This window comes from Flavobacterium johnsoniae, assembly GCF_001879205.1.
Lineage (GTDB): Bacteria > Bacteroidota > Bacteroidia > Flavobacteriales > Flavobacteriaceae > Flavobacterium > Flavobacterium johnsoniae_A.
This window is the reverse complement of record NZ_MLFK01000001.1, coordinates 233,874-258,367: the sequence shown is the minus strand read 5'-3', so window position 1 is coordinate 258,367 and position 24,494 is coordinate 233,874. Positions and strand designations below refer to the sequence as shown.

At 34.1% G+C, this 24,494-nt stretch carries 25 protein-coding genes; 7 read left to right on the top strand and 18 right to left on the bottom strand.

Going from position 1 to position 24,494, the window contains the following annotated elements; translation table 11 throughout:
• Positions 1 to 25: 25 nt before the first annotated feature.
• The 3 genes from BKM63_RS01165 to BKM63_RS01155 form a co-directional block, all read right to left on the bottom strand.
• Positions 26 to 433 (bottom strand): Rrf2 family transcriptional regulator, encoded by a 408-nt coding sequence (locus BKM63_RS01165; RefSeq protein ID WP_071634853.1) that lies wholly within the window; start codon positions 431 to 433, stop codon positions 26 to 28.
• Positions 434 to 585: 152 nt separating this feature from the next.
• Entirely contained in the window at positions 586 to 1,050 is a 465-nt protein-coding gene (locus tag BKM63_RS01160; protein WP_071634852.1) for a DoxX family protein, read from the bottom strand.
• A gap of 54 nt (positions 1,051 to 1,104) precedes the next feature.
• A complete protein-coding gene (locus tag BKM63_RS01155) occupies positions 1,105 to 1,671 on the bottom strand; it encodes a Crp/Fnr family transcriptional regulator (RefSeq protein WP_071634851.1) in 567 nt (188 codons plus the stop codon).
• 243 nt (positions 1,672 to 1,914) lie between these two features.
• Between BKM63_RS01155 and BKM63_RS01150 the strand changes: the two genes are divergently transcribed.
• Complete coding sequence (locus tag BKM63_RS01150; RefSeq protein ID WP_071634850.1) at positions 1,915 to 2,826, top strand: AEC family transporter; 912 nt, start codon at positions 1,915 to 1,917, stop codon at positions 2,824 to 2,826.
• Between the two features lie 109 nt (positions 2,827 to 2,935).
• Positions 2,936 to 3,574, top strand: coding sequence for a peroxiredoxin (locus BKM63_RS01145; RefSeq protein ID WP_071634849.1), 639 nt, complete (start codon positions 2,936 to 2,938; stop codon positions 3,572 to 3,574).
• Between the two features lie 161 nt (positions 3,575 to 3,735).
• Here the strand turns inward: BKM63_RS01145 and BKM63_RS01140 are convergent, their stop codons facing one another.
• The 4 genes from BKM63_RS01140 to BKM63_RS01125 all read right to left on the bottom strand — a co-directional run bounded on the left by BKM63_RS01140 (position 3,736) and on the right by BKM63_RS01125 (position 8,934).
• Entirely contained in the window at positions 3,736 to 5,976 is a 2,241-nt protein-coding gene (locus BKM63_RS01140) for a cation:proton antiporter (RefSeq protein ID WP_071634848.1), read from the bottom strand.
• Positions 5,977 to 6,107: 131 nt separating this feature from the next.
• Positions 6,108 to 7,454 (bottom strand): adenylosuccinate lyase, encoded by a 1,347-nt coding sequence (gene purB / locus BKM63_RS01135; protein ID WP_071634847.1) that lies wholly within the window; start codon positions 7,452 to 7,454, stop codon positions 6,108 to 6,110.
• Between the two features lie 89 nt (positions 7,455 to 7,543).
• Positions 7,544 to 8,236, bottom strand: a complete 693-nt coding sequence (locus tag BKM63_RS01130) for a sterol desaturase family protein (RefSeq protein ID WP_071634846.1) — start codon at positions 8,234 to 8,236, stop codon at positions 7,544 to 7,546.
• Positions 8,233 to 8,934, bottom strand: coding sequence for an SIR2 family NAD-dependent protein deacylase (locus BKM63_RS01125; protein WP_071634845.1), 702 nt, complete (start codon positions 8,932 to 8,934; stop codon positions 8,233 to 8,235). The genes BKM63_RS01130 and BKM63_RS01125 overlap by 4 nt, the downstream gene beginning before the upstream one ends.
• A 164-nt stretch (positions 8,935 to 9,098) precedes the next feature.
• On the opposite strand from BKM63_RS01125, the gene cysC reads away from it, so the two are divergent.
• The 4 genes from cysC to BKM63_RS01105 all read left to right on the top strand — a co-directional run bounded on the left by cysC (position 9,099) and on the right by BKM63_RS01105 (position 12,135).
• The gene (gene cysC / locus BKM63_RS01120) at positions 9,099 to 9,620 is read left to right on the top strand and encodes an adenylyl-sulfate kinase (RefSeq protein WP_071634844.1); all 522 of its coding nucleotides are present in this window, start codon (positions 9,099 to 9,101) and stop codon (positions 9,618 to 9,620) included.
• 129 nt (positions 9,621 to 9,749) lie between these two features.
• Positions 9,750 to 10,433 carry an aspartyl/asparaginyl beta-hydroxylase domain-containing protein gene (locus BKM63_RS01115; protein WP_071634843.1) on the top strand — a complete coding sequence of 228 codons (684 nt, stop codon included), beginning with the start codon at positions 9,750 to 9,752 and terminating at the stop codon, positions 10,431 to 10,433.
• 7 nt (positions 10,434 to 10,440) lie between these two features.
• Positions 10,441 to 11,409 carry a sulfotransferase family protein gene (locus tag BKM63_RS01110; RefSeq protein WP_071634842.1) on the top strand — a complete coding sequence of 323 codons (969 nt, stop codon included), beginning with the start codon at positions 10,441 to 10,443 and terminating at the stop codon, positions 11,407 to 11,409.
• Between the two features lie 63 nt (positions 11,410 to 11,472).
• The gene (locus tag BKM63_RS01105; protein ID WP_071634841.1) at positions 11,473 to 12,135 is read left to right on the top strand and encodes a TrmH family RNA methyltransferase; all 663 of its coding nucleotides are present in this window, start codon (positions 11,473 to 11,475) and stop codon (positions 12,133 to 12,135) included.
• A 121-nt stretch (positions 12,136 to 12,256) separates the two neighbouring features.
• Here the strand turns inward: BKM63_RS01105 and BKM63_RS01100 are convergent, their stop codons facing one another.
• The 8 genes from BKM63_RS01100 to BKM63_RS01065 form a co-directional block, all read right to left on the bottom strand.
• Positions 12,257 to 13,216: a hypothetical protein gene (locus tag BKM63_RS01100; protein ID WP_071634840.1), complete on the bottom strand. Its 960-nt coding sequence runs from the start codon at positions 13,214 to 13,216 to the stop codon at positions 12,257 to 12,259.
• A gap of 389 nt (positions 13,217 to 13,605) precedes the next feature.
• Positions 13,606 to 14,652, bottom strand: a complete 1,047-nt coding sequence (locus BKM63_RS01095; protein ID WP_071634839.1) for a cytochrome-c peroxidase — start codon at positions 14,650 to 14,652, stop codon at positions 13,606 to 13,608.
• Between the two features lie 179 nt (positions 14,653 to 14,831).
• A complete protein-coding gene (locus BKM63_RS01090) occupies positions 14,832 to 15,638 on the bottom strand; it encodes an MbnP family protein (RefSeq protein WP_071634838.1) in 807 nt (268 codons plus the stop codon).
• Between the two features lie 113 nt (positions 15,639 to 15,751).
• Positions 15,752 to 16,045: a hypothetical protein gene (locus BKM63_RS01085; protein WP_242661075.1), complete on the bottom strand. Its 294-nt coding sequence runs from the start codon at positions 16,043 to 16,045 to the stop codon at positions 15,752 to 15,754.
• Between the two features lie 345 nt (positions 16,046 to 16,390).
• A complete protein-coding gene (gene secA, locus BKM63_RS01080; RefSeq protein WP_071634836.1) occupies positions 16,391 to 19,735 on the bottom strand; it encodes a preprotein translocase subunit SecA in 3,345 nt (1,114 codons plus the stop codon).
• An 86-nt stretch (positions 19,736 to 19,821) separates the two neighbouring features.
• On the bottom strand, positions 19,822 to 20,043 hold the full coding sequence (locus BKM63_RS01075; protein WP_007138072.1) for a DUF2795 domain-containing protein: 222 nt from the start codon (positions 20,041 to 20,043) through the stop codon (positions 19,822 to 19,824).
• Positions 20,044 to 20,350: 307 nt separating this feature from the next.
• Positions 20,351 to 20,920, bottom strand: coding sequence for a cob(I)yrinic acid a,c-diamide adenosyltransferase (locus tag BKM63_RS01070; protein ID WP_012026965.1), 570 nt, complete (start codon positions 20,918 to 20,920; stop codon positions 20,351 to 20,353).
• Between the two features lie 93 nt (positions 20,921 to 21,013).
• Complete coding sequence (locus BKM63_RS01065; RefSeq protein WP_071634835.1) at positions 21,014 to 21,706, bottom strand: ABC transporter ATP-binding protein; 693 nt, start codon at positions 21,704 to 21,706, stop codon at positions 21,014 to 21,016.
• A gap of 279 nt (positions 21,707 to 21,985) precedes the next feature.
• Between BKM63_RS01065 and BKM63_RS01060 the strand changes: the two genes are divergently transcribed.
• Positions 21,986 to 22,645, top strand: coding sequence for a DUF6565 domain-containing protein (locus tag BKM63_RS01060; protein WP_071634834.1), 660 nt, complete (start codon positions 21,986 to 21,988; stop codon positions 22,643 to 22,645).
• Between the two features lie 49 nt (positions 22,646 to 22,694).
• Here BKM63_RS01060 and BKM63_RS01055 read toward each other — a convergent pair whose 3' ends face one another.
• The 3 genes from BKM63_RS01055 to BKM63_RS01045 all read right to left on the bottom strand — a co-directional run bounded on the left by BKM63_RS01055 (position 22,695) and on the right by BKM63_RS01045 (position 24,452).
• On the bottom strand, positions 22,695 to 23,486 hold the full coding sequence (locus BKM63_RS01055) for an O-methyltransferase (RefSeq protein ID WP_071634833.1): 792 nt from the start codon (positions 23,484 to 23,486) through the stop codon (positions 22,695 to 22,697).
• 25 nt (positions 23,487 to 23,511) lie between these two features.
• Positions 23,512 to 23,967, bottom strand: a complete 456-nt coding sequence (locus BKM63_RS01050; RefSeq protein ID WP_071634832.1) for an FKBP-type peptidyl-prolyl cis-trans isomerase — start codon at positions 23,965 to 23,967, stop codon at positions 23,512 to 23,514.
• Positions 23,968 to 24,086: 119 nt separating this feature from the next.
• Positions 24,087 to 24,452: a four helix bundle protein gene (locus tag BKM63_RS01045; RefSeq protein ID WP_071634831.1), complete on the bottom strand. Its 366-nt coding sequence runs from the start codon at positions 24,450 to 24,452 to the stop codon at positions 24,087 to 24,089.
• Positions 24,453 to 24,494 lie beyond the last annotated feature (42 nt).

The window sequence follows — 24,494 nt, the reverse complement described above, 5'->3', positions numbered from 1 at the left end:
ACAGTTTTGGGTAAAAAAATAGCTTTTAAAATTGATTCGAAAAATCTTCTAAAGAAATTTCTTGTAATTGAGCGCTTACTTTTTGATTCATATCGGCGTATAAATTGGCCAGATTTTGATTAATTTTTTTTCCAACAGGGCAATCCGGATTGGGTTGATTTTTGGCATAACCCAAATTTATGGTTTCAAAAGTCATTTCAAAAATCTCTTTTAATGTAAGTTTTGATGAATCTACAGCCAGTTTCGTACCGCCATTTTTTCCTTCTTTACTCTCTACAATATGATGTGCTTTTAGGTTTGCGATTTCTTTTCGCACTAAAACCGGATTCAGATTAATGCTTCCTGCAATATACTCAGATGATAAATAATCATTAGGGTACTTTGTAAGCAAAGTAAGAATGTGAATCGTTATGGCAAATTTACCTGAAATCATACTGTAATAAAATATATTACAAATGTAAGCAGTTTTTTGGAATAAAAAATATTTTTAACTAAAAATTAATTTCTTTCGTTACCGTATGTTATAAAAATGAAGTAGAAAAAAATGCACAACACTTAAATAAATGATGTGCATTTCGGGATTAACTATTTGATTTTTGATTGATTTCTAATAGAAGAAAAATAAACCCAAACTATAAAAAGAAGCTGTAATGGGATTCTAAACCATAAGTAAGAGATTCCTTTTCCAGTATAGTCAGCACTTTGTAAATTTATATTATGATAGGCGGCGTAAATATTGGCAGGAAGCAGTATTATAAAAAATAGTATAAGAAGTCTGCCTGCAAGTAATCTTGTTTTAGGAATCAAGAGCCCAAGAGCGGCTATGATTTCGATTATTCCGGTAGCGTATACAATTGTCGCCGGCCAGGGCAGAAAAGAAACCATCATAGCCATTCCTTTGGCAAATATAAAATGACTTATGGCGGTAAAAACAAGCATGACCGACATTGCAATTCTGCCTGCTTGTGAAATTTCAAATCTTTTAGTTATAAACTTTATAATAAGAAGCGAAATTGTAAAAGCCCCTAGTAACACAATTAAAGTTTCCATATCTTTTTTTATGCAAAGTTGCACCGTAATGGAACCTGAAACAATGAACCTGGGTTAATAAATTCGTTTTCTTATTCTGCTTAAAGCTTGTGGTGTAATACCTATATAAGAGGCGAGATATTTTTGAGGAATTTTTTGAATGAGTTCAGGCCGTTCTGTAAATAAATTGCGATACCGCTGCTCTGCGGAATCGTTAAGAAGCGAAAGTTCCCGTTTGGATTTTTTAAGAAATAATCCTTCACTGGCATAACGGCCAATCGTGTTTCCAATTTTTGTTTCGGCATAAATATCTTGTAAGTCAGTATAAGATATTTGCCAAAGTAAGGTGTCGGCAAGCGCTTCAATAGTATAATTTGCCGGCAATCTGGTAATAAACGAATCGTAAGCACTTGTGAATTCCCCATCAAAAACAAAAGCAAAAGTGAGATCATTATCTTCTCTGGGAATATAATATCTTACTATCCCTTTTTCTATAAAAGACAAATAATTTTCCGTTTGACCTATTTCGAGTAAAGGCATTTTTTTTGAAAATTCCCGACGTATGAGCTTAGATGAAAAAAAGGCCCATTCTTCATCTGAAAGTTTAGCCATCCGCTCCATATTCTCTCTTATTTGCCGCATAGATTTTTAAAATTAATAAATTAGAACTTACCTTGTTGGGTTGTAAATACTAAAAAAGAATCATTTAAGACATAGAAACATAGATTTTAGATGTAGTAAAGAATATAAACAGATAAGAAACATGTTTCTATGTGTTAAAATTAATTACACTCAACAGGTTAAAAATAACAAAAATCTCAGAGAAGGTGTAATTTGTTTTATGCATCTGTTTATAAATACCTATTTTTGTGTTTAAGTCTTGATATGAACAACTTTATTATAATATTCTTCTTTTTATTTTTAGGATTGCTTTTGCAAAATGTAAAGCGGTTTCCAACCCATATTTACAAAAGCATTAATAAAATTGTCATTTATTTATGCCTTCCTGCCATCACTTTATATCATATCCCGAAAATAAAATGGAGCAGCGAATTGTTGTTTCCAATAGGAGCGGGCTGGATTAGTTTTTTACTGGCTTTTGTATTTTTCCATTTTTTAGGAAGAAGATTAGGCTGGTCTAATAAACTTATTGGCTGTTTGGTTTTGACAGCGGGATTAAGTAATTCGTCCTTTCTAGGATATCCAATTATTGAGGCTTTATTTGGTAAAAAAGGTTTAGAAACAGCTGTTTTGGTAGATCAGCCGGGCACTTTTGTTGTGGTTTCGACTTTGGGTGTTTTTGTGGCGGCTTTTTATTCAAAAGGCAGTCCGGATGCTGTTAGCATTTTCAAAAAAATAATTCTGTTTCCGCCTTTCATCACTTTTGTGGTTTCTTGTTTAATGAATGTTTTAGATTACGATTTAGATGTGAATATTCAATCTTTATTGCTAAAACTAGGAAGTTTAGTAACTCCCTTGGCTTTGTTTTCGGTTGGCTTGCAGCTTACTTTTGATCGAAACAGCCGTCATTGGAAGTTTCTGAGGCTCGGACTATTCTTCCGTCTTATTGTAACGCCTCTGATCATTTTTATTTTATATGTATTTATTTTTAACCAGCGATCTGAAGCTATAAAAATAACCATTATAGAAATTGCAATGGCTCCCATGATTACGGGGGCGATTTTGGCCTCGACTTATGGTTTAAAACCAAAATTAAGCAGTATGATGATTGGTTTTGGAATTCCAATTTCATTTGTAACCCTGGCTGTTTGGTATTTTGTTGTGAGTTTTATTTAATTTAGAATAGTAATTAGATAGAGAAGATAGAATTTTAACTTTTTTTTAATTCTTGCATGTTTTCTAAATGCATTTTTTAGTTAATTTAGAGGAACTAAAAAATTAAATTATGTCAACATTAAGATTAGGCGATATAGCTCCGGATTTTCATGCAGAAACCACACAAGGACCAATCAATTTTCATGAATGGTTAGGAGATTCATGGGGCGTTTTGTTTTCGCATCCAGCAGATTTTACTCCTGTTTGTACAACTGAATTAGGAACTGTAGCGAATTATGTTCCTGAATTTACCAAAAGAAATACCAAAGTTATTGCTTTGAGTGTTGATGATTTGGAATCACATAAAGAGTGGATTAAAGACATTAACGAAACTCAAAATACAGAAGTTAATTTTCCAATTATTGCAGATGAGGATAAAAAAGTAGCTAATTTATATGATATGCTTCATCCAAACGCAAGTGATAAATTTACCGTACGTTCTGTTTTTGTTATTGGACCAGATAAAAAAATTAAATTAACCTTGACTTATCCGGCTTCTACAGGAAGAAATTTTGACGAATTGCTTCGTGTAATTGATAGTTTGCAATTGACAGCAAATTACAGCGTTGCAACTCCGGCAAACTGGAAAGATGGGGAAGACGTTGTAATTGCTCCTGCAATTCCGGATAGTGATATTCCGGCGAAGTTCCCAAAAGGACATACACCAATCAAACCTTATCTGCGTTTGACTCCACAGCCAAATAAGTAATTGAGGTTCTAAGATACTAAGGCGCTAAGTTTCTAAGGTTTTTTTAAAGAGGTTAAACTCTTAAGAACTTAGAAATACTTAGCGCCTTACCAATTAAAAAAGATACTGAATTTCTAGAAAACAAAGAGAAAAAAATCTTAGCATCTCAGAACCTTAGCAACTTACTTATTCGCTCGCATTAGCTCTGTCATTTTCTTTTTATCTCCTACAACCCAGATAATATCGTTTGGCTGCAGAATTAAGCTGGATTCAGGATTTAGAATCCTATTTCCATTTCTCTCGATTCCTACAACAAGTCCGCCGGTTTTTCCTCTAAATTGTCCAATGCTTTTTTGAATAAACTCGTCTTGAGAAACTTCAAGCTGACGAAGAACAATATCTGTTTCTTCCACTTTTTGCGGGGCTTCTGTTTCGTTTTGGTTTAAATACTTTGTAAACTCTGTAATTTGAGCATCGGTACCAATTACGCAAATTTCATCTCCGGGAAATAAACGCTCGGTTTTAGTTGGAATTGGGATTATTACTTCACCTCTTTTAATGTAGGCAATATTAATTCCTAATTGTTCCCTAATTTTTAATTCTTCCAATGTTTTACCAACCAGATTAGATTCTTTTCCAATATCAAAAAACGACATGTGGCCATCCCAGGGCATTAGATTGGCATATCTTCTATCTATTTTTTTGTTTTCACGATCGTTTAGATTTTTTAAGAAGTGACTTTCAATTCTATGGTATTGTTCGTTTAATTTTTTAGGGAAAATTTGGTAGGCTCCAATAGCAATAATAAGAGCCACAAATGCTACTAAAGGGGAGAAGAAGATATTGAGCAAGAATCCAACAAAGAATAGACCAAGGCTCATTCTAATTAAGATGAGCATTAAAAGTGCACCGCGGTATTTTCGCTCTTCCCAAAGAGTTTCGACTTCATCAACTTTAACACGACGAAGTGAAAGCGCCCATAAAAAAGGAGCAATTATAACCAAAGTGATAAGCGCAGCTAAAGTGTTTCCAAATCGGGTATCAGCCACTAAAGGCGCTACAAATTTTGACGATAACAAAACAATTGCCGTAATAATTATGGTATGAAGTATAATTTGTGTTATAGAAGATCTCAATACAATCTGCCAGGTACTAACAGATTTAATAGCCTGCGCATTGACACTATATCGGTTAATATTTTTAATCCATCGTTTAGGCATTTTCTGTTCTAAAAACTGGGCAAAAGTTTCAGAATATTTAATTAAAAACGGAGTTGTAAAGGTTGTAATAGCAGAAACAGCAACAATTATAGGATACAGGAAATCACTTGTAACTTTTAAGGTCATACCAAGTGTTGCAATAATAAAAGAGAACTCCCCAATTTGAGCCAAACTCATTCCGGTTTGAACAGATTGTTTTAAAGGCTGACCAGAAATTAAAGCTCCTATTGAAGAACTGAATGCTTTTCCGAAAATGGTTAAAAGTGTAATTAGAGCAACAGGAAGCGCATACGTAACTAAAGTTTCCGGATTAATTAGCATTCCCACAGATACAAAGAAAACGGCTCCAAATAAATCTTTAACAGGTTGAATTAAATGTTCAATTTTTTCTGCCATTGTAGTTTCAGCAATAATAGAACCCATAATAAAAGCGCCCAGAGCTGGAGAAAAGCCAACATTTGCAGCAAAAATTACCATCATTAAACATAAGGCCAATGAAATAATAAGCAGCATTTCATCAGTTAGAAGATGTTTGGCTTTTTTGAAGATGGTAGGAATAATAAAGATGCCCCCCAAAAACCATATAATTAAAAAGAAAACCAATTTTAAAACAGATTGTAATAACTCGCCTCCGGAAACCTGATCGCTTACCGCAATTGTCGATAATAGAACGAGCATTAAAATGGCTACAATATCTTCAACAATAAGGGCTCCAAATACAATCCCAACAAACTTTTTTCCTTTTACTCCCAATTCGTCAAAAGCTCTGATAATAATAGTTGTGGAGGAAATTGAAAGGGTTGCACCCAGAAAAATACTGTCCATTTTTCCCCAGCCCATCCATTGGCCAACGCAATAACCAATGAGCGTCATGAATAAAATCTGGGTTATTGCTGTGATGGAAGAAGTTCCGCCGACTTTCATTAGTTTCTTAAAACTAAATTCGAGTCCTAAACTAAACAGTAAAAATATAACCCCAATTTCGGCCCATACTTCAACACTTTTCATGTCGGTTATCGAAGGGAAAAAATCAAAGTGGTTTCCGGCCAGGAATCCTGCAATCAGGTATCCTAAAACCAGTGGTTGTTTCATTTTTTTAAATAAGAGGACTGCGATTCCTGCAGTCATCAAAATTAATCCCAAGTCGCTGATTAAGGGTTGCAAATGGTGTGTAGTTTGTGCAGCGGCATTTAAGGCAATCATAAAGTGGTATCGTTTTCAGGAGTTTATTCAGTTTTTCATCTCAAATAAAATCCACTGAACTGCTCCGGTTAAATAAAAAAAAGCTATCTCGATAAAGATAGCTTTTTTTGACAAAATATTTTAGATTTTATTTAAATTCCTGTGTAATTGCTAGGAGTTATCTGCATTAATTCTGCACGAACAGCATCAGAAACTTCTAAAGTTGCAATAAAATTGTGAATTGCATTTTTATCAATTGCTTCGTTTGTTCTTGTTAAACCTTTTAGAGCTTCATACGGATTTGGATATGCTTCGCGGCGTAAAATAGTTTGAATAGCCTCTGCAACAACAGCCCAGTTTTTCTCTAAATCTTCGGCAAATTTACTTTCGTTTAGAAGTAACTTGTTTAAACCTTTTAAAGAAGCTTCAAAAGCAATAATTGTGTGTCCCATAGGAACACCAATATTACGTAAAACGGTACTGTCAGTTAAATCACGTTGTAATCTTGAAATTGGAAGTTTCGCTGCAAGGTGTTCAAAAATAGCATTTGCAATTCCTAAGTTTCCTTCTGAATTTTCAAAATCAATAGGGTTTACTTTGTGAGGCATTGCGGATGAACCAATTTCGCCTGCTTTGATTTTTTGTTTGAAATAATCCATAGAAACATACGTCCAGATATCACGGTCTAAATCGATAATGATATTGTTGATTCTTTTTAAACCATCAAAAAAGGCAGCAAAATGGTCGTAATGCTCAATTTGAGTGGTTGGAAATGAATGATGTAAACCTAAATCAGTTTCAACAAATTTATTTCCGAATTGTTTCCAGTCAATTTGAGGGTATGCTACATGGTGTGCATTGAAGTTTCCTGTTGCACCGCCAAATTTAGCCGCAAACGGAACATTGAACAACAAACGCATCTGTTCTTCTAAACGCTCTACAAAAACCAGAATTTCTTTTCCTAAACGAGTAGGAGAAGCTGGTTGCCCGTGCGTACGAGCCAGCATCGGGATATCTTTCCATTCTACACTTAATTCTTTTAACTTCGCAATTAACGCAATTAAAGAAGGCATATAAACCTGCTCAAAAGCTTCTTTTGTAGAAAGCGGAATAGCAGTGTTATTAATATCCTGAGATGTTAACCCGAAGTGAATAAACTCTTTGTATTGAGATAAACCCAGTTTTTCAAAAGCATCTTTAATAAAGTATTCAACCGCTTTTACGTCATGGTTGGTCACTTTTTCAGTTTCTTTAATCCAAAGTGCATCCTCGGTTGAGAAATTTTTGTAGATATTTCTTAAGCTCTCGAATAAATCTGAATTTACGCCGGAAAGCTGCGGTAAAGGCACTTCGCATAAAGCGATGAAATATTCAATTTCAACTAATACGCGGTATTTTATTAACGCTTCTTCTGAAAAGAAAGGTGCTAAATTTTGAGTTTTATTCCTATATCTTCCATCAATTGGTGATATAGCATTCAATTCGTTTAGAGTAGTCATTGTTATGTTGTTTTTCGAAAGGTGCAAATATAAGTGATTGTTAAAACTTCTGAAAATTACTGAGGCTTTATTATAGGCTAACTTTCAATTTAAATAATGGTTTTGAAGATTTTATCCCAAAAAGTAAAATAAAATCCAAAATTATGAGATTGGTTTTTATGATGGTCGGAATGAAATTTGGTGGTAGAAATCCATTTAGTAAAAAAACTTTGATACCAGAATGCCGGAAAAAGATCTTTTTCCAGATGTCCAAAAATGCCGTACATCAAATTTAAAAACAAATAAATCGTAAGACTGATGTAATTGAGCTCAAAAACAGAAATCAAAATAAGCCAGATAAAACCAAATCCCAAAGTTTCTACAGGATGCAGTACAAACAAACTATAAACACTAGTGTCTACGTGTGTATGATGTAATTTATGAATTGGATGAAACCATTTTAAAGTATGCGCCAGATAATGAAAGCAAAACATAAAAAAATCCATTAAAACAATCAGCAGAAAAGTGTCCAGAATAATAGCACCTAAATGGTTAGAAAAATCAATTTTAATTAGCTGCAATTGATACAATTGAAAGCCTAATGCCGTAATGAATATATTGCAAATTAAGGTTGAGAGCAGCCATTTTTGATCTTTAGATTTCAAAACAGTGTTGGCAGGTTCGATTAATTTTCCAATTAAAACAGCGATTAGTAAAAGAACTATATTTTCTGCAGAGAAAATAATTAATTGAGTGAGAAAACTTAAATGGGATAATTCCTGTAATAATAGCTCGACATTCATGATAGGTTTTCTAATTCAAATAATTTCTTTTTCATTTCTGCAACACCTTCTGTGGCGGTTTTGGCAATAACTTCGACTTTATTGCTAATATTAGGAATAGAGATTGGTTTAGGATCTATATAAAAAACCGGTGTAATACTGTAGGTATACGAAATCAATCCTGCGGCAGGATAAACCTGAAGCGAAGTCCCGATAACGGCAAAATAATCAGCGTCTTCTACAATCGGGATAGCTTCCTCAAGGGCAGGAACTTCTTCTCCAAACCAAACAATGTGAGGTCGTAACTGATGTCCGTTTTCGTCTAAATCTCCAGTTTGTAAATCAGCTGTCCAATCTAAAATCAAGCTGCGGTTTCTGGTACTTCTAACTTTTAGCAATTCTCCATGCAAATGCAAAACTTTAGTGCTTCCGGCTCGTTCGTGCAAATCATCCACGTTTTGAGTAATAATATAAACATCGAAATCTTTTTCTAATTCGGCTAAAATTTGATGTCCCAAATTTGGGCTTACTTCTTTTAACTGCCGGCGTCTTTGATTGTAAAAATCCAAAACCAATTCCTGGTTTTTGTGCCAGCCTTCGGGAGTTGCAACTTCCATTACATCATGACCTTCCCATAAACCATCACTGTCACGAAATGTTTTAATGCCGCTTTCGGCACTAATTCCGGCACCGGTTAAAACTACAAGTTTCTTTTTCATTCTTATTTCAATTAAAAGATAAAAATAGCAATTTCAAAAATGTAAGACTTGCTTACAAGATTCTTTTTTAATTTTTGAGCAAAAATAAAACCGTACTTATACTTGTTGTTTTGGTTTTGTAAATTATTTAGTTTTAATGTTGAATAAAGAAAGAGAAAATCCAAATGATTTTAATACAATTTACAGGGTTATCAGGTTCAGGAAAAACGACATTGGCCGAAAATGTTCGGCATTTATTAATTCAAAATAATTATAATGTCGAAATAATTGACGGAGATGTGTACCGAAAAACAATTTGTAAAGATTTAGGATTTTCTAAAGAAGACCGATGTGAGAATGTTAGACGTCTTTTTGATGTAGGGCAGCGCTTTGTCAAAGAAAACACCATTGTTTTAATGTCAGTAATAAATCCTTACGAAAGCATACGAAGTGAAATAAGGCAGCATCATTTTGTTAGAACTGTATTTTTAGATTGTTCTGTAGAAAATTTGATAGAAAGAGACCCAAAAGGATTATATAAAAAAGCCTTGCTGCCGGATGACGATTCTAATCAAATTAAAAACTTTACCGGAATAAGTGATGTTTTTGAAATTCCTGCAAATGCAGATCTAATTCTCAAAACAGATTCTGAAGCCGTAACTTTTTCGACCCATAAACTCTATAATTTTATTGTTTCTAATATTTAAAATGAGAATTAAAAATTACAGTTTTTTTGAATTTGTAAAATTTTGCTTATTTATAAGATGTTCAAGTTCTTATAAATTATATATTTACGTACCAAAACAAATTGTATCAAATTTAATCTTTAAAAGTGTATGAATCCTTCCTCCAGCAGACTTTCCATTACTTTTTCAATAGATAAATTACAGCAGGAATTCGCTCTATGTGAAAGCGAATTATGGACGCCGCATTTTAATACTGGGCGTTATGAAGGCAACTGGACAAGTGTTTCTTTGCGGTCACAATCGGGTTTGATTGACGATATTACTTCTTTTCCAAATAAGGAATATCAAAATACTTCTCTCCTTGACCGCTGTCATTATTTTAAAGAAATTATGGATTGGTTTCAGTGCGAAAAAGAAGCCGTGAGATTATTGCGTTTAGGACCAAACAGCGAAATAAAAGAACATGTTGATAACGATACTTCGTATGAAGACGGATTTTTTAGAATTCATATTCCCATTATAACCAATTCTGAAGTTTTCTTTTATGTCGATAAAAAACTTGTACCAATGAAAATGGGAGAGTGCTGGTATGCTAATTTTCAGTTGCCGCACAGCGTAGAAAATAAAAGTAAGGAATCAAGAATTCACCTCACGCTGGATTGTATAAGAAACGATTGGTCTGATAAATTATTTGCTGAAATGGGTTTTGATGTTAGTTATTCTCCTAAAGAAATTGACTATTCAGACGAAATTAAACAACGGATTATAGAAGAACTTTCCAGAAATCCATCAGATACAAACGCAAAACTAATTGCAGCTCTTCAATCAAAATAAAATCAAAATGAAAAATATAGATCATCCTCTCTCCAATTGGATTCCGTATAAATTAATCGAAACCGACAAAGAAGCTTATTTTGAATGGATATATCTGGCAGATGTAAATTTTGCTGAACCATTTTTTACTGACACAATTGCGAAATGCAATGGCCATAAATTTAATTCAAAACTAAATAAAGCCGTAAGTACAGTCGAAAATTTGATTGAGTGGTCGCACGAATTAGAATCGGTCGAGTTGAGATCGCTGGTTTTTCATGTGTCCCGATGCGGATCTACGATGCTGAGTCAATGTTTGGCAGCTTCTGCAGAAAATATCATGATTTCAGAAGCGCCAATTATAGATCAGGTATTAAGAAGTGATTATTTTGGTTTAGATAAAAAAACAGCACTTATAAAAGCGGTATTAAATTTTTTAGGGCAAAAAAGATTTCCGCAGCAAAAGCATTTAATTGTAAAACTCGATGCCTGGCATATATTTAATGCAGGTTACTTTAGATCTATTTTTCCTGAAGTTCCGTTTGGATTATTATACAGAAACCCAACTGAAGTTTTAAAATCACATCAAAAAATGATGGGAATGCACATGGTGCCAAATTTAATTCCTCCAAGTGTTTTTGGAATTTCGTCTCAGGAAATCGAAGAAACAAGTTTTCGACAATACGGGGCTTTGGTTTTAGAAAAATATTTCCAGGGTTTCCTGGATTTTTACGAAACAAATCAAAATGCTGCGATTTTGAATTATAACGATGGAATGAAAAACGCCTTAGAAAAATTTATATCCTTTATTGATATCGAATATTCTCATGACGAGCTTGAAAAAATGCTGGAACGTTTAAAACAGCATTCTAAAGATAAAAATACTGTTTTCACAGGTGATTTGTTTAAAGAAGAAACTTTGCAAATAGATTTTTCAAAACTCAATATATTGCATGAAAAACTAAATAATACATTGCTGGAGCATCTAGAGCACTGAAAACACAATTGAATTTTCATTTTGTTTATTTCTAATGTATTTTTGCGCCAAACACAAACAAAAATGATTGATTTAGATTACCTGGCATTTCTTGAAAATATATTAACGGATAACCGAAAAGAGAAGTTTCTTAAAGTATTAGAAAATCGTACCAAACATTTTACCATTGCGGTCGAAGATGTTTTTCAAATGCACAATACCAGCGCTGTAATGCGAAGCTGTGAAGTTTTCGGAATTCAGGAACTTAATATTATTGAACAGCGTTTTGGAAAAAGAATAGATAAAGAAATCGCATTGGGTGCGCAAAAGTGGGTGGACATCAATCGTTTCGATACCGTAGAGGGCTGTATTTCTTCTTTAAAAAACAAAGGATACCAAATTATCGCCACAACACCGCATGAAAACGATTCAATGCTGGAGGACTTTGATATTACAAAACCAAGTGCCTTATTTTTTGGAACCGAAAAAGACGGACTTTCACCAGAAATTTTAGAAAAAGCCGACGGTTTTTTAAAGATTCCAATGGTTGGTTTTACAGAAAGCTTAAATATTTCTGTTTCGGCCGCCATCATTATTCAAAACTTAACCAACAGATTACGAAATTCAGACATTAGCTGGCATTTGTCAGACGATGAGATTATGGAAAAACGTCTGGCCTGGGCTAAGAATTCAATAAAAGATATCAAAAGAATCGAAGCAAGATATTATCAGGAAAACCCGAGATAAAGTTTTTCTGCAAAGTTTTTAAAACTTGCAGGATAAAAAATAAGCCTCGAATTCATGAATTTTGTCCTGAATTCGAGGCTGAAAAAAACTTAGCATCTCAGCAATTTAGAGCCTTAGCAGCTTACAAAGTATAATTCAAATTAATACTCCATCTGTAATTTGCTTCCATGTTTCCGTTTGAAAGATTTTGTTTAATAGGAAGCATCGCATTTACACCAATCGAGAACTTATCTTTTCCGGCTTCAATACCAAATTTGCCAAACAAAATATCTCCGGCAGTATTAGGCAGATCAAGCGAATGCTGTTTATTAGTCTGGTAAACTTCGCCGGCAAGACCAGCCTGCGGCACAATCTGGAATTCATTTGCATTAAACAAATAGAAAAAAGTACCTGCATAATTAAATTGATCGCCATATTGGTAATTTTTGCTGTTTTCCGTTTTAAAAATATAATTCGCAGTTGCGTTTAACCCCAAATTATTACGTTTAATAACATATTCAGTAACCAATGGAAAATCCCAGCTTCCGGTTCCTAATTGAAAACTCTGATTGATCGTTCCCAGGTTGTTAATCTCTTTAAATTTTCCGGTTGGAATCTTAACACCTCCGCCAATATTCACTTTGTGAGTAAAAACCGTGCTGTCTTTTTTAGTTTCATAAACCGTATAAAGTCCCATAATAGTAATATCTCCCAAACCTTCAATGCTTTGCGTTCCTGCAGTTAATTCCCTCTCGTGAAAATGATAGGGAACCAAGGCCGATATCTGGATTTTCTCTGTAACCGGAATTCTAGCCCAAGCCTGAATCGTGTTGAAGTTTTCATCAATCCATGGAGAATTGGCAAAAATCCCATCACGGCTGGTATAACTTTGTTTAAAATATCTCAAGCCCACAAAATTGTTGTTCAGCATAGAACTAAAACCCATGCTCCCGCCGCTTGCAGAACAGCCGCAGGCATCACAATCAAAATCTTCCATCATTTCTAAACGATGAAAAGTGAATGCCGAAATACTATCTTTTTCAGTAAAACTAAAGGCCGAAAAACCAGCCAAAAGAGCATATACTACTATTAATTTTTTCATTTTAATTATTTTTTAGGAGCTGATCCCGCTTTTCGTTTTAAGCTTTTTTCAAAATCCCATTTTTCTAAAAGTTTATAAAGCTTCCGTTGGTCGCTTCATAAACTCAAGAAAAATTTGGTCTTTTTTCAAAAAGGCTTTCCACTTCAATCGGGGCTATGGCACCTGTTTTTATTAGTTTATTTTTTTTTCAGATTAATTCAATACATAGAAACATAGTTTTGCATCTTTTGAATAAGATTGAAATAAATGACACGTCATTTACACATAGCTATGTGTGTTCATACAAGTGAAACGTCTTTAAGAAATTCTATGTTTCTATGTGTTGAAAGAAACTGTTTCGTATTGTTTTTAATATGTAAAGCCGTATAATCTGTAGGCTAAATTCTTTTTTAAAATTCTGCAAAACGCTTATCTGTCAGATATTGCGTATCCGTTAACGTTTTTAGAAAAGCAATTATTTGTTTTTTCTCTGTTGCATTAAGAGCGATTCCAAATTTTCCATTCTGTTTTAATAGTGGGTCTAATGTTGGCGAGTCTTCAATACCGTTTGAATAATGATCCAAAACGCCTTCAAGAGTTCCAAATCTTCCATCGTGCATATAAGGCCCGGAAACTTCTACATTTCGCAAACTTGGAACCTTAAACTTGTAATAATCGCTTGCCACTTCAGTTACTTTATATCGGCCAACATCATTAACCTTTGGATTTACGGCCAAACCATTATTTCTAAAAGAGTTATCGGTCTGCAAGTCAGTTGCGTGGCATGATGCGCATTTCGATTTAAATAAATCATAACCGGCCAATTCATCAGAAGTAAAAGTTCCGCCAGCTTCATTTCGTCGGTATTTGTCAAACTTAGAGTTGGATGAAACCACCATAACCATAAATTGCGAAAGCGCTTTCAGCATATTTTCGGTTGTAATGGCACCATCGTCAAAAGCCTGTCCAAATAGTTTTTGATATTCTTTATCGGCTTTCATCATTTTTAGAATCGAATTCATATTGCCGTTCATCTCGATAATACTTGTAAGCGGAATAATAGGCTGTAAATCTAAATGATCAGCGGCGCCGTCATACATGAAAATACTTTGGTAAGCTAAATTTTGAATTGGCGGCGTGTTTCGTGTTCCTTCGGCATTATCAACACCATGACTTACTGTATGTCCGTGATGCGTAAAAGCATTGGCTTGTATATGGCAGAAACCGCATGAAACGACTCCATCTGAGGCTAAACGGCCGTCGTAAAAGAGTTTTTTCCCTAATTCAAAACCTTTTTCTGTCGGCGGATTTAAGGCAATATTATAAGCAAGATCAGGAAAGTTTGAAGGGACTTTAAATTCTAACGGAATGTTTACATATTCTTCCTCATCATCCTGATTAGAACAGCTCCATAAAAACGGAACTATCAGCCATAGAAAATATTTTATTTTCAACATGATTTTTTGGTTTTAAGAAGCACAAAAGTTTTTATTTATCCCTGATTTACTTAGCTTTTATTGTAATGGAGTTCAATGAACTTTGTTAAAAGCATTATCTTTTTATGGCAGTATTCGACATAAAAATAGGCAGATAGAGGGTCTGTGAAGTCTTAACTTTTGTGCTCCTGAAAATAAATTTAGTCGTTATGTACGTGATCAATTCTAAACATCGCGCTGAAGTTTTGGGTAATCAACGGCAGGTTTGCACCGCCCATAATCATCGCGCCCATTCCGTTTGCATTGTTGTCTGAAAGTTTAATTTTGTTTTTACCGTCGATAACTTTCGAAAGATCTGTAACGATATGAACTGCAGGAGTAATATTGGTACGAACCAAAGCTTTTGTAGGCATATCAAGTGTTACTTCGGTATAATTGTAGTCTGTTCCGGTTTTTCCGGTATGAATCATAAAAGGAACCGCTGTTGTTACAGTTGGTGAAGTGAAAGTACCTTCAAGAGCGAAGAATTTATAACCTGCAGCCCACGACCAAAGCATTCCGGCATCATTTGCCTGTGCAAGAAAATCACCCTGACCAGCAGCGCCTAATTTCCATTGCTCTTCATCAACCCCAATTCCGAATTTTACCTTTACATAATCTCCAACAGGAACATCGGTCAATTGAAATTGTTGTCCGGCAGTTGTAGATTCATCGGCAATAAAATAGCTTTTGCTTTTTGGGTAGGTATAAGTAGTTCCGTCAGCTTTTGTGAAAACAACATTGCTTACAATATATTTTACAAGACTGATTTTTAATACTTCATTGTTTGAAGTTGTGTTTCCCTGTGTGTTTAAAATTAAGTCGTTAGCGCCGTAAGCGTTGTCAAATTTTAAAGTGATTTTTCCATTTCCTTCAGCCGATGTTTCGTTTTCATCATCGCTTGAACAAGAAAATAAAGATATAGATAGAGCCACAATAGCTAAAGCTTTGTATAAAGTAGTTTTCATTTTATGAATTTTATATAATGATTTTAAATTTTAAGTATGCGTAAACGCTTTTTCACTGTTTTTTAAACAATGAAAATTGATTTCAGTTTTGAAATGAAATCGGATTTAAAAAATTATATAAAAAGGGAAGGCGGGTGAAAAGCCACGATTGAAACTGAGATAGGTTTTTTGTCTAAAACACCAAAGTTTTTTGTTTTAGTTTCAATTGGAGCGATCAATTTGTATTGTGCAGTAATAGTATTTTGAATGTAAACAATCTCTGATTTCTCTTTTAGATTGTCTTGCATCTTCTTTTCGTTGTCGGCGTATTTTTTAAGGCTTTTTTGAAGTTCGCATCGACCATTACACGTATTGAAAACCTGTTTGCGCTGTACACAGATGGTTTTTACAATTTCGTCCTGATTCATTTTGAAAGAAGCATAAACAAAGAAATTGCCAAAAGATGGCACCAGCAGTAGGCAAGAAAGTAATATGATAAAAAACTTCTTCAAGGATTGATTTCGTTGTTTCGAATGCAAAAATACATTTAATTCGTTTTGTTTTTAACTTTTCTTTAAAAAAAGTTTTCAATTTAATCGCAGTGCTCAGTATTCAGTCTCGGTCTCAGTCTCAGTTTTCAGTTATGGTATTTAGTTTTCGTATGCAGGTTGTAAACTATGGCTGGATACTGAAAACTAAAAACCCGACAGGTTTTTAAAACCTGTCGGGTTTGATATGTATCGAAATCAGTCTGTAAACTGAATACTAAAAAATTATTCTTTAACAATAACCCAAGCTCCAGAAGCTAAAAGATTTTCTGCTTTTTTGAATTTCATAGTTTCTGTTTTGCCAGTTGCAACTTCCTGAATTGTTACATTGTCATTACGATTGATTTTTGGATTATCTCTCACAATGGTTTCTGTGACCTGACGCTGTTGCGTTTCTCCAGCTTCGCGGTTGATATCTTCGCTGTTTGGAATTTCGTCTTTGCTTAATTTGAAATTCTCTTTTTGGCGAACTTCTCTTGCTTCGTGAATTTCAGGTACGTTTTGAGCTGGTAAATCACCTTTGAATAAGAATGAGATAACTTCTTTATTAACGTTGTCTAACATTCCTCTAAACAAGTTGAAAGCTTCCAATTTGTAAATAAGCAATGGGTCTTTTTGTTCGTGAACGGCTAATTGAACAGATTGTTTCAATTCGTCCATTTTACGTAGATGTTTTTTCCAAGCTTCATCAACAATAGAAAGGGTGATGTTTTTCTCGAAATCAGCAATTAACTGAGCTCCTTCGCTGTCGTAAGCTTTTTTCAGGTCAGTTACAACATTCAAGGTTTTGATTCCGTCTGTAAACGGAACAACAATTCTTTCAAAATGGTTGTTTGGCTCTTCGTAAACTCCTTTGATAATTGGGAAAGCTTCTCTGGCGCTTCTTTCTGTTTTTTCAGTATAAAAAGCCAAAGCTTCTTTATATACTTTTCCAGTGATTTCAATATCTGATAATTTTGTAAAATCAGCTTCTGAAATAGGAGAAGTAATAGAGAAATAACGAATTAAATCAAATTCGAATGCTTTGAAATCATTTGTTACTTTAGTATTGCTTACAATAAGTTCGCAAGTATCATAAAGCATGTTAGCGATATCCAGTTTTAAACGCTCGCCAAATAAAGCATGACGACGACGTTTGTAAACTACTTCACGTTGTGAGTTCATAACGTCATCATATTCTAATAAACGTTTACGAACACCAAAGTTGTTTTCTTCTACTTTTTTCTGAGCACGCTCGATAGATTTGGTCATCATAGAATGCTGAATCACTTCACCTTCTTTAAGTCCCATTCTGTCCATTACTTTAGCAACTCTCTCAGAACCAAATAAACGCATTAAGTTATCTTCAAGAGAAACATAGAATTGAGAACTTCCCGGATCTCCCTGACGTCCTGCACGACCACGTAACTGTCTGTCAACACGACGAGAATCATGACGTTCTGTACCCACGATTGCTAAACCACCCGCAGCTTTTACTTCTGGAGATAATTTAATATCGGTACCACGACCAGCCATGTTTGTTGCAATAGTTACAACTCCGGCTTTTCCTGCTTCTTCAACAATTTGTGCTTCCTGCTTGTGCATTTTAGCATTCAAAACGTTATGAGTAATTCCTCTCATTTTAAGCATACGGCTTAATAATTCTGAAATCTCTACAGAAGTTGTTCCAATCAATACCGGTCTTCCGGCATTTGCTAATTCTGTTACATCTTCAATTACAGCATTGAATTTTTCACGTGTAGTTTTGTAGATATAATCTTCTTTGTCTTGTCTTGCAATTGGACGGTTGGTTGGAATTTCAACAACATCCAGTTTGTAAATCTGCCATAACTCTCCAGCTTCTGTAACAGCTGTACCGGTCATACCACCTAATTTGCTGTACATTCTGAAATAATTCTGTAATGTTACTGTAGCGAAAGTTTGTGTAGCAGCTTCGATTTTTACGTTTTCTTTTGCTTCGATCGCCTGGTGTAAACCGTCAGAATAACGACGACCGTCCATGATACGACCTGTCTGCTCATCGACAATCATAATCTTATTGTCCATGATAACGTATTCTACATCTTTTTCAAAAAGAGAATACGCTTTTAAAAGCTGTGTTAAAGTATGGATACGCTCGCTTTTTACTCCAAAATCCTGGAATAATCTTTCTTTAGCTTCTGCTTCAGCGTCTTTATCTAATTTTTGTTTTTCGATAGCAGCGATTTCTGTTCCAATGTCTGGTAAAACGAAGAAATCAGAATCTGTATCTCCAGATAAATATTTGATACCGTTATCGGTCAATTCTACCTGATTGTTTTTTTCTTCAATCACAAAGTACAAAGCTTCGTCAACTTTATGCATTTCGCGATTGTTATCCTGCATATATTGATTTTCAGTTTTTTGAAGTAATTGTTTAATTCCTTCTTCACTTAAAAATTTAATTAATGCTTTATTTTTAGGTAAACTTCTGTAAGCTCTTAATAATAAGAATCCGCCTTCTTTAGTATTTCCTTCTTTGATTAATTTTTTAGCTTCTGCTAAGAAACCATTTGCCAGCTGACGTTGTTGTGCAACCAGATTTTCGATTTTTGGTTTCAACTCGTTAAATTCATGACGATCTCCCTGTGGAACCGGTCCTGAAATAATAAGCGGTGTTCTTGCATCATCAATTAATACAGAATCGACCTCGTCGACAATAGCATAATTATGTTTTCTTTGAACTAAATCGCTAGGTGAGTGCGCCATGTTATCTCTTAAGTAGTCAAAACCAAATTCGTTGTTGGTTCCGTAAGTGATATCCGCATCGTACGCTTTTTTTCTAGCTTCGGTACTTGGCTGGTGATTATCGATACAGTCTACAGATAAACCGTGGAATTCGAATAAAGGTGCTTTCCATGTGCTGTCACGTTTTGCAAGGTAATCATTCACAGTTACTAAGTGAACACCGTTTCCTGTCAAAGCGTTTAGGTAAAGCGGCAAAGTAGCCACTAAAGTTTTACCTTCACCCGTTTGCATTTCGGCAACTTTACCTTCGTGTAATACCATACCTCCAATTAACTGAACATCGTAGTGAATCATGTCCCAAGTGATGTCCTTTCCTGCAGCATTCCATTTGTTAGCCCAAACAGATTTTTCACCATCAATTGTAATGTACGGCTTTGTTGCAGAGAATTCACGGTCTTTTGCAGTTGCAGTAACTTCAATATGAGAGTTTTCTTTGAAACGACGAGCCGTTTCTTTTACAACAGAAAACGCTTCCGGAAGAATTTCCAATAAAGTTTTTTCAGAGATTTCATAAGCTTCCTTTTCAAGAGCGTCTATTGCATCATAAATATCTTCTCTTTTGTCGATATCCTCAATTTTCTCAACTTCGGCTTTAAGTGAAGCAATTTTAGCATCTTTATCTGCTCTTGCTTCTTTAATTCTTTCTTTAAAATAAACGGTTCTGGCTCTTAGCTCGTCATGAGATAAACTCATTAAGCTAGTTTCGAAAGTTTTAATTTTGTTTAAGTAAGGTTGTAAAGCTTTGACGTCTTTTTGGGACTTGTCACCTACAAAGACCTTGATGATGCTGTTTATGAAACTCATAATTTATTGTATTTCTTTATTATATAATGTGTATTTGAACCAAAAAAAAAGCCTCTGTGATGAGACTTTTTCCTTTGGTTTATTTTTTAATATTCATCCTCATTCCAAAGATAATCTTCGTCTGTTGGATAATCAGGCCAAATTTCTTCCATTGATTCATATATCTCGCCTTCGTCTTCTATTGACTGAAGGTTTTCTACTACTTCTAATGGAGCACCAGCTCTAATAGCGTAGTCAATAAGTTCGTCTTTGTTAGCAGGCCATGGCGCATCACTTAAATAAGATGCTAATTCTAATGTCCAATACATCTGTTATCTTGTTTAGTTTGTGCAAAAATAAATTTTTTACTGAAAAAGACAAGTAAAATTTGATTTATTTTAATAAAATTTAAGAACGTCTCTTGTTAAATTCCAATATTTAAACTCAAAATCCCAAAAATGGAAGGTAAAAACGCAATATTTTGAATTTTTAAATCCCGAAAATTAAATTCCAAATTACAAAAAAGGAACCTGAAATTACCAAAATTTGGAACTTTGTATGTTGTTTAAATTCTCAGAATTTTTAAATTATTTCTTTGGAATTTGGGATTTCAAAAAATTGGAATTTTAAGAAAATTTACTTTCTCGGAATCCATTTTACTTCCTCCGCTTTTAGGTCTGAGGACAACTTTCGTGCCAAGACAAAAAGGTAGTCAGAAAGTCGGTTTAAGTACATAATTGCAATTTCCGGAACGTGTTCATTATGGCTTAAATGTACTGCCAAACGTTCGGCACGACGGCAAATGCAGCGGGCTATATGACAATGTGACACAGTTGGATGACCGCCCGGCAAAACAAAATGGGTCATTTGCGGAAGACTTTCTTCCATTTTATCTATCTCATTTTCGAGTAATTCTATATCTGAATCAATTATGCCAAGATTTTTTAAGCGAAGTTCACCGTTTTTTAAAACTTCTTTCTCCTGCGGTGTTGCCAAAATGGCGCCTACAGTAAAAAGACGATCCTGAATTTCGATTAAAATGGTTTTGTAATGCGAATCGATTTCCTGATCGCGAATTAATCCTATATAAGAATTTAATTCATCAACAGTTCCGTAACTGTCAATTCTTATATGATCTTTAGGAACGCGGGTGCCTCCAAAAAGAGCCGTTGTTCCTTTATCACCTGTTTTGGTATATACTTTCATTTTTTTGAGGTGCTAAGATTCTAAGTTTTTTTCTTTCGATTAATTTAAAATCTAGTTTTTCTTTTCTGATTAAACGATTAATCAAACAAACAGTTAAACAGATTTGCTCGTGTCGCTTTCAATTAATCCGTCGCGCAGACGAATAACTCTGTGTGCATAGGCAGCAATATCTTCTTCGTGTGTTACCAGGATTACGGTATTTCCCTGCGCATGAATGTCTCCAAAAAGCTTCATGATTTCTACAGAAGTTTTACTGTCTAAGTTTCCGGTTGGCTCATCGGCTAATATAATAGAAGGTTTATTGACCAAAGCGCGGGCAATAGCAACACGCTGGCGCTGTCCTCCAGATAATTGATTTGGCTGGTGATCCATTCTGTCCGCAAGATTTACTTGTTTTAAAACTTCTGTGGCACGTATGTTTCTTTCGGATTTTGAGTATCCGGCATAAATCATTGGTAACGCCACATTGTCTAAAGCAGTGGTTCTGGGTAAAAGGTTAAAAGTTTGAAAAACAAATCCAATTTCGGTATTTCTAATTCCGGCCAACTCATCATCGCGCATTTGGCTTACATCTTTTCCATTTAAAATATATCTTCCGGAAGTTGGCGTATCCAAACAACCTAATAAATTCATTAAAGTTGATTTTCCGGATCCCGAAGGTCCCATTAAAGCTACATATTCGCCTTTGTTGATTTCTAAATTAATGCCTTTAAGAACATAAACTATTTCATTACCTAGTACAAAATTTCGTTTTATGTCGGTTATTTTAATTAATGGATTTGCCATTTCGTTTTACAATTTTGGATTTAAAAGTACAAAACACTTTTCAATAAAAGAATGAGTAGCCGAGAATTCGTTTTTGTTACATATAAGGCTGTGTTTTAAAAAGTATAATTTGATTTTAATAAAAGTTGTTATATCATTATTTTATAAATTTATATAATTATCATATTTTTTAATTTTAAATGAAAAATATTTATTTTAAATATTAATTTTTTGAAAATAATTTATGATTATTTAATTTTTTAACTATATTTGTCTTATAACTTTTAAAAGATAATTATTATGAAAAACATACAAATATTGTTCGGAGCTGCTATAATTGCATTAGGTTTTACATCGTGTAAAGATGAAAAACAAGAAAATGCTCAGAAAAAAATCGACTCTTATGTAGCCTACGTTGATTCAGTAAAAAATGTTGCAGCAGATGATTTGAAAGCAGATTGGAAAGCTGTAGATGCTGAATATGACAGAAGAGCCGCAGAAGCTGAAGCAGCTTTAGCTGATCTTAAAGATAATACCGCAGCGACTGAAAAAATAAATACGAGCAAAACTAAATATGAAGAGTTTAAAAATGAAATGACCACCGTTTTTGCCCCTCCAGCTCCGAGTCCGAAACAACAATTAAGAAACGCCTTGTTTGGTGAAGGAAAAATTGGCGACGATATGAACTTTGACTGGGTTAATGCTAAAAATATTCACAGTGTTTACCAACAATTCGTTCATACTGTTGAAGATAATAAAGATAAATATTCAAGAGAAGACTGGGATGAAGTTAAATTGATGTATGAAGCCCTTGACAGCCGTAAAAACACAGTTGAAAAAGAAGGTCTTACTGCTGAGGATAACAGAAAAATTGCCGGTTTAAAAATCAAATTTGCACCAATGTATACTGTTAACAGAATGGGTGCTAAATCTGAAGAAAATAAAGACGCTAAAAAATAATTGTTAAATAATTGAAATAAAAAAGACGATCAGAAATGATCGTCTTTTTTTATGTCCTAATTATAAAATGTTCTTTTTCCTGCTCGTATCTAAAAAATACAAATCCCCATTGAAAAGTGTCGATGGTGACTTTTACTTTTGGATGATTTTTTATAATCTCCCAGGCTTCTTCCATTTCTGGAGACCAATGGATATCGTCAAAAATCCAAACCGAATCGTTGTTGATTGTTGGCAGTAAAAGTTCAAAATAAGCTAAAGTCGCTTTTTTTGAATGATTGCCGTCGAAATATATTAAATCGAAGTTTTCAGTCTCAGCATTCAGTCTCAGTTTGACGTCCTGCAGATAACTCTCAAATTCAGTTATAACAGAATCTACATTGTTAAGATTGAATTTTTGCAATTGTAATTGACATTGATCTGCCGTTTGCGGGCATCCTTCTAAAGTAATTACTTTTGCTTTTGTGTTCCCAAGGGCCAGGGCAGAAGTGGCCAAACCTAATGATGTTCCTATTTCCAGAATGTTTTTTGGCTGAAAATAATGGGTAACGCGAAATAACAATTCGGCACGTTTGGGAGAAATTCCTGCTGTTGATGCGATTTTAGAAATCTGTCTTCGGTTTGATTTAAATACTTTTGAGCCTGCACCAAAATCCGTTACTTCAATGAAATTTTTATTTTCAAGAAGTGATTTTCTATAATTCTTTAAGATTTGATATTCTGGTTTCGGTTTCTTATCGTAGAAACATTTGGTTAGTAAACTAAAAACAAACGGAGAGTGAACGCCGTGTTCGTTTTTAGAATTCCAAAGAAATTTTAAATAAGATTTGATTTGAAAGAGCATGCTGAATTTTGAGAATAGAATAATCTTAATTAAAAGAAACTAATGTGATATTAAATACAAGTACAGCTCCTCCAGGAATGTTTTGGTTACCAGTGCTTCCATATCCTAAATGAGAAGGAACAAAAAGCATACATTCGCCTCCGGCTTTTAAAAGAGGAATTCCTTCTTTCCAGCCTGGAATAAGTCTGCTTAAAGGAAACGATACAGGATCCGTACTTTGATCAAAAGGCTTTCCGTCTGTGAAAGTTCCAGTATATTTTACAGTTACAGTCGATTTTATTGTAGGTTTTTCTTCTCCTTCACCTTCTTTTGTGATGATGTAATATAAACCAGAAGCAGTTCTTTGCGCTGTTAAATTATTTTTAGCTAAATAATCGACAATCTCTTTTTCATTTTGTTCCGTATAATCTTTGACTTTGTCGTCTTTTGAACAAGAAATAAATAATGTCAATGCTAATAATGATGCTAAAAGGTGTTTCATATCTGTTTTTTGTAAAATTAGTTTTCAGTCGCAGTCGCAGTTTTCAGTCTTTGCACATAACTTCGGCCAAATATAAATAAAATTAGTTTTCAGTCACAGTCGCTTTTCAGTCTTTGCCTTTAATTGCAACCGAATTTACTTGGATTATTAATCATGTAATTAATTAGTTTTCCAATTTCGACACTTTTAATGTTTAGTTTGTCAAAACATTCTTGACTTATGTATTTGCATTTTAAAGAAAATTCCAGCCAGGTATTTGTTTCTGAGTTTTCAGCATCACTATCTGTTAATTTGCTTATAAAATGATTTACATATCTTCTCTTTCTGTAAGATTCTGCAATGTTTGCAGTAACGCTTCTTGAGGAACGACGAATTTGATCAGTTAATGAATAAGTTTCTTCTCTTGGAAATGTTTTCGAAATTTCAAAAATTTCCATCGCCAGTTCAAATGACTTTTTATAGGCCAGTAATTCTTTAAAATCCATTTTTTATTTTTCACAAAAATAACTAAAAAGAAAGAAAATTAC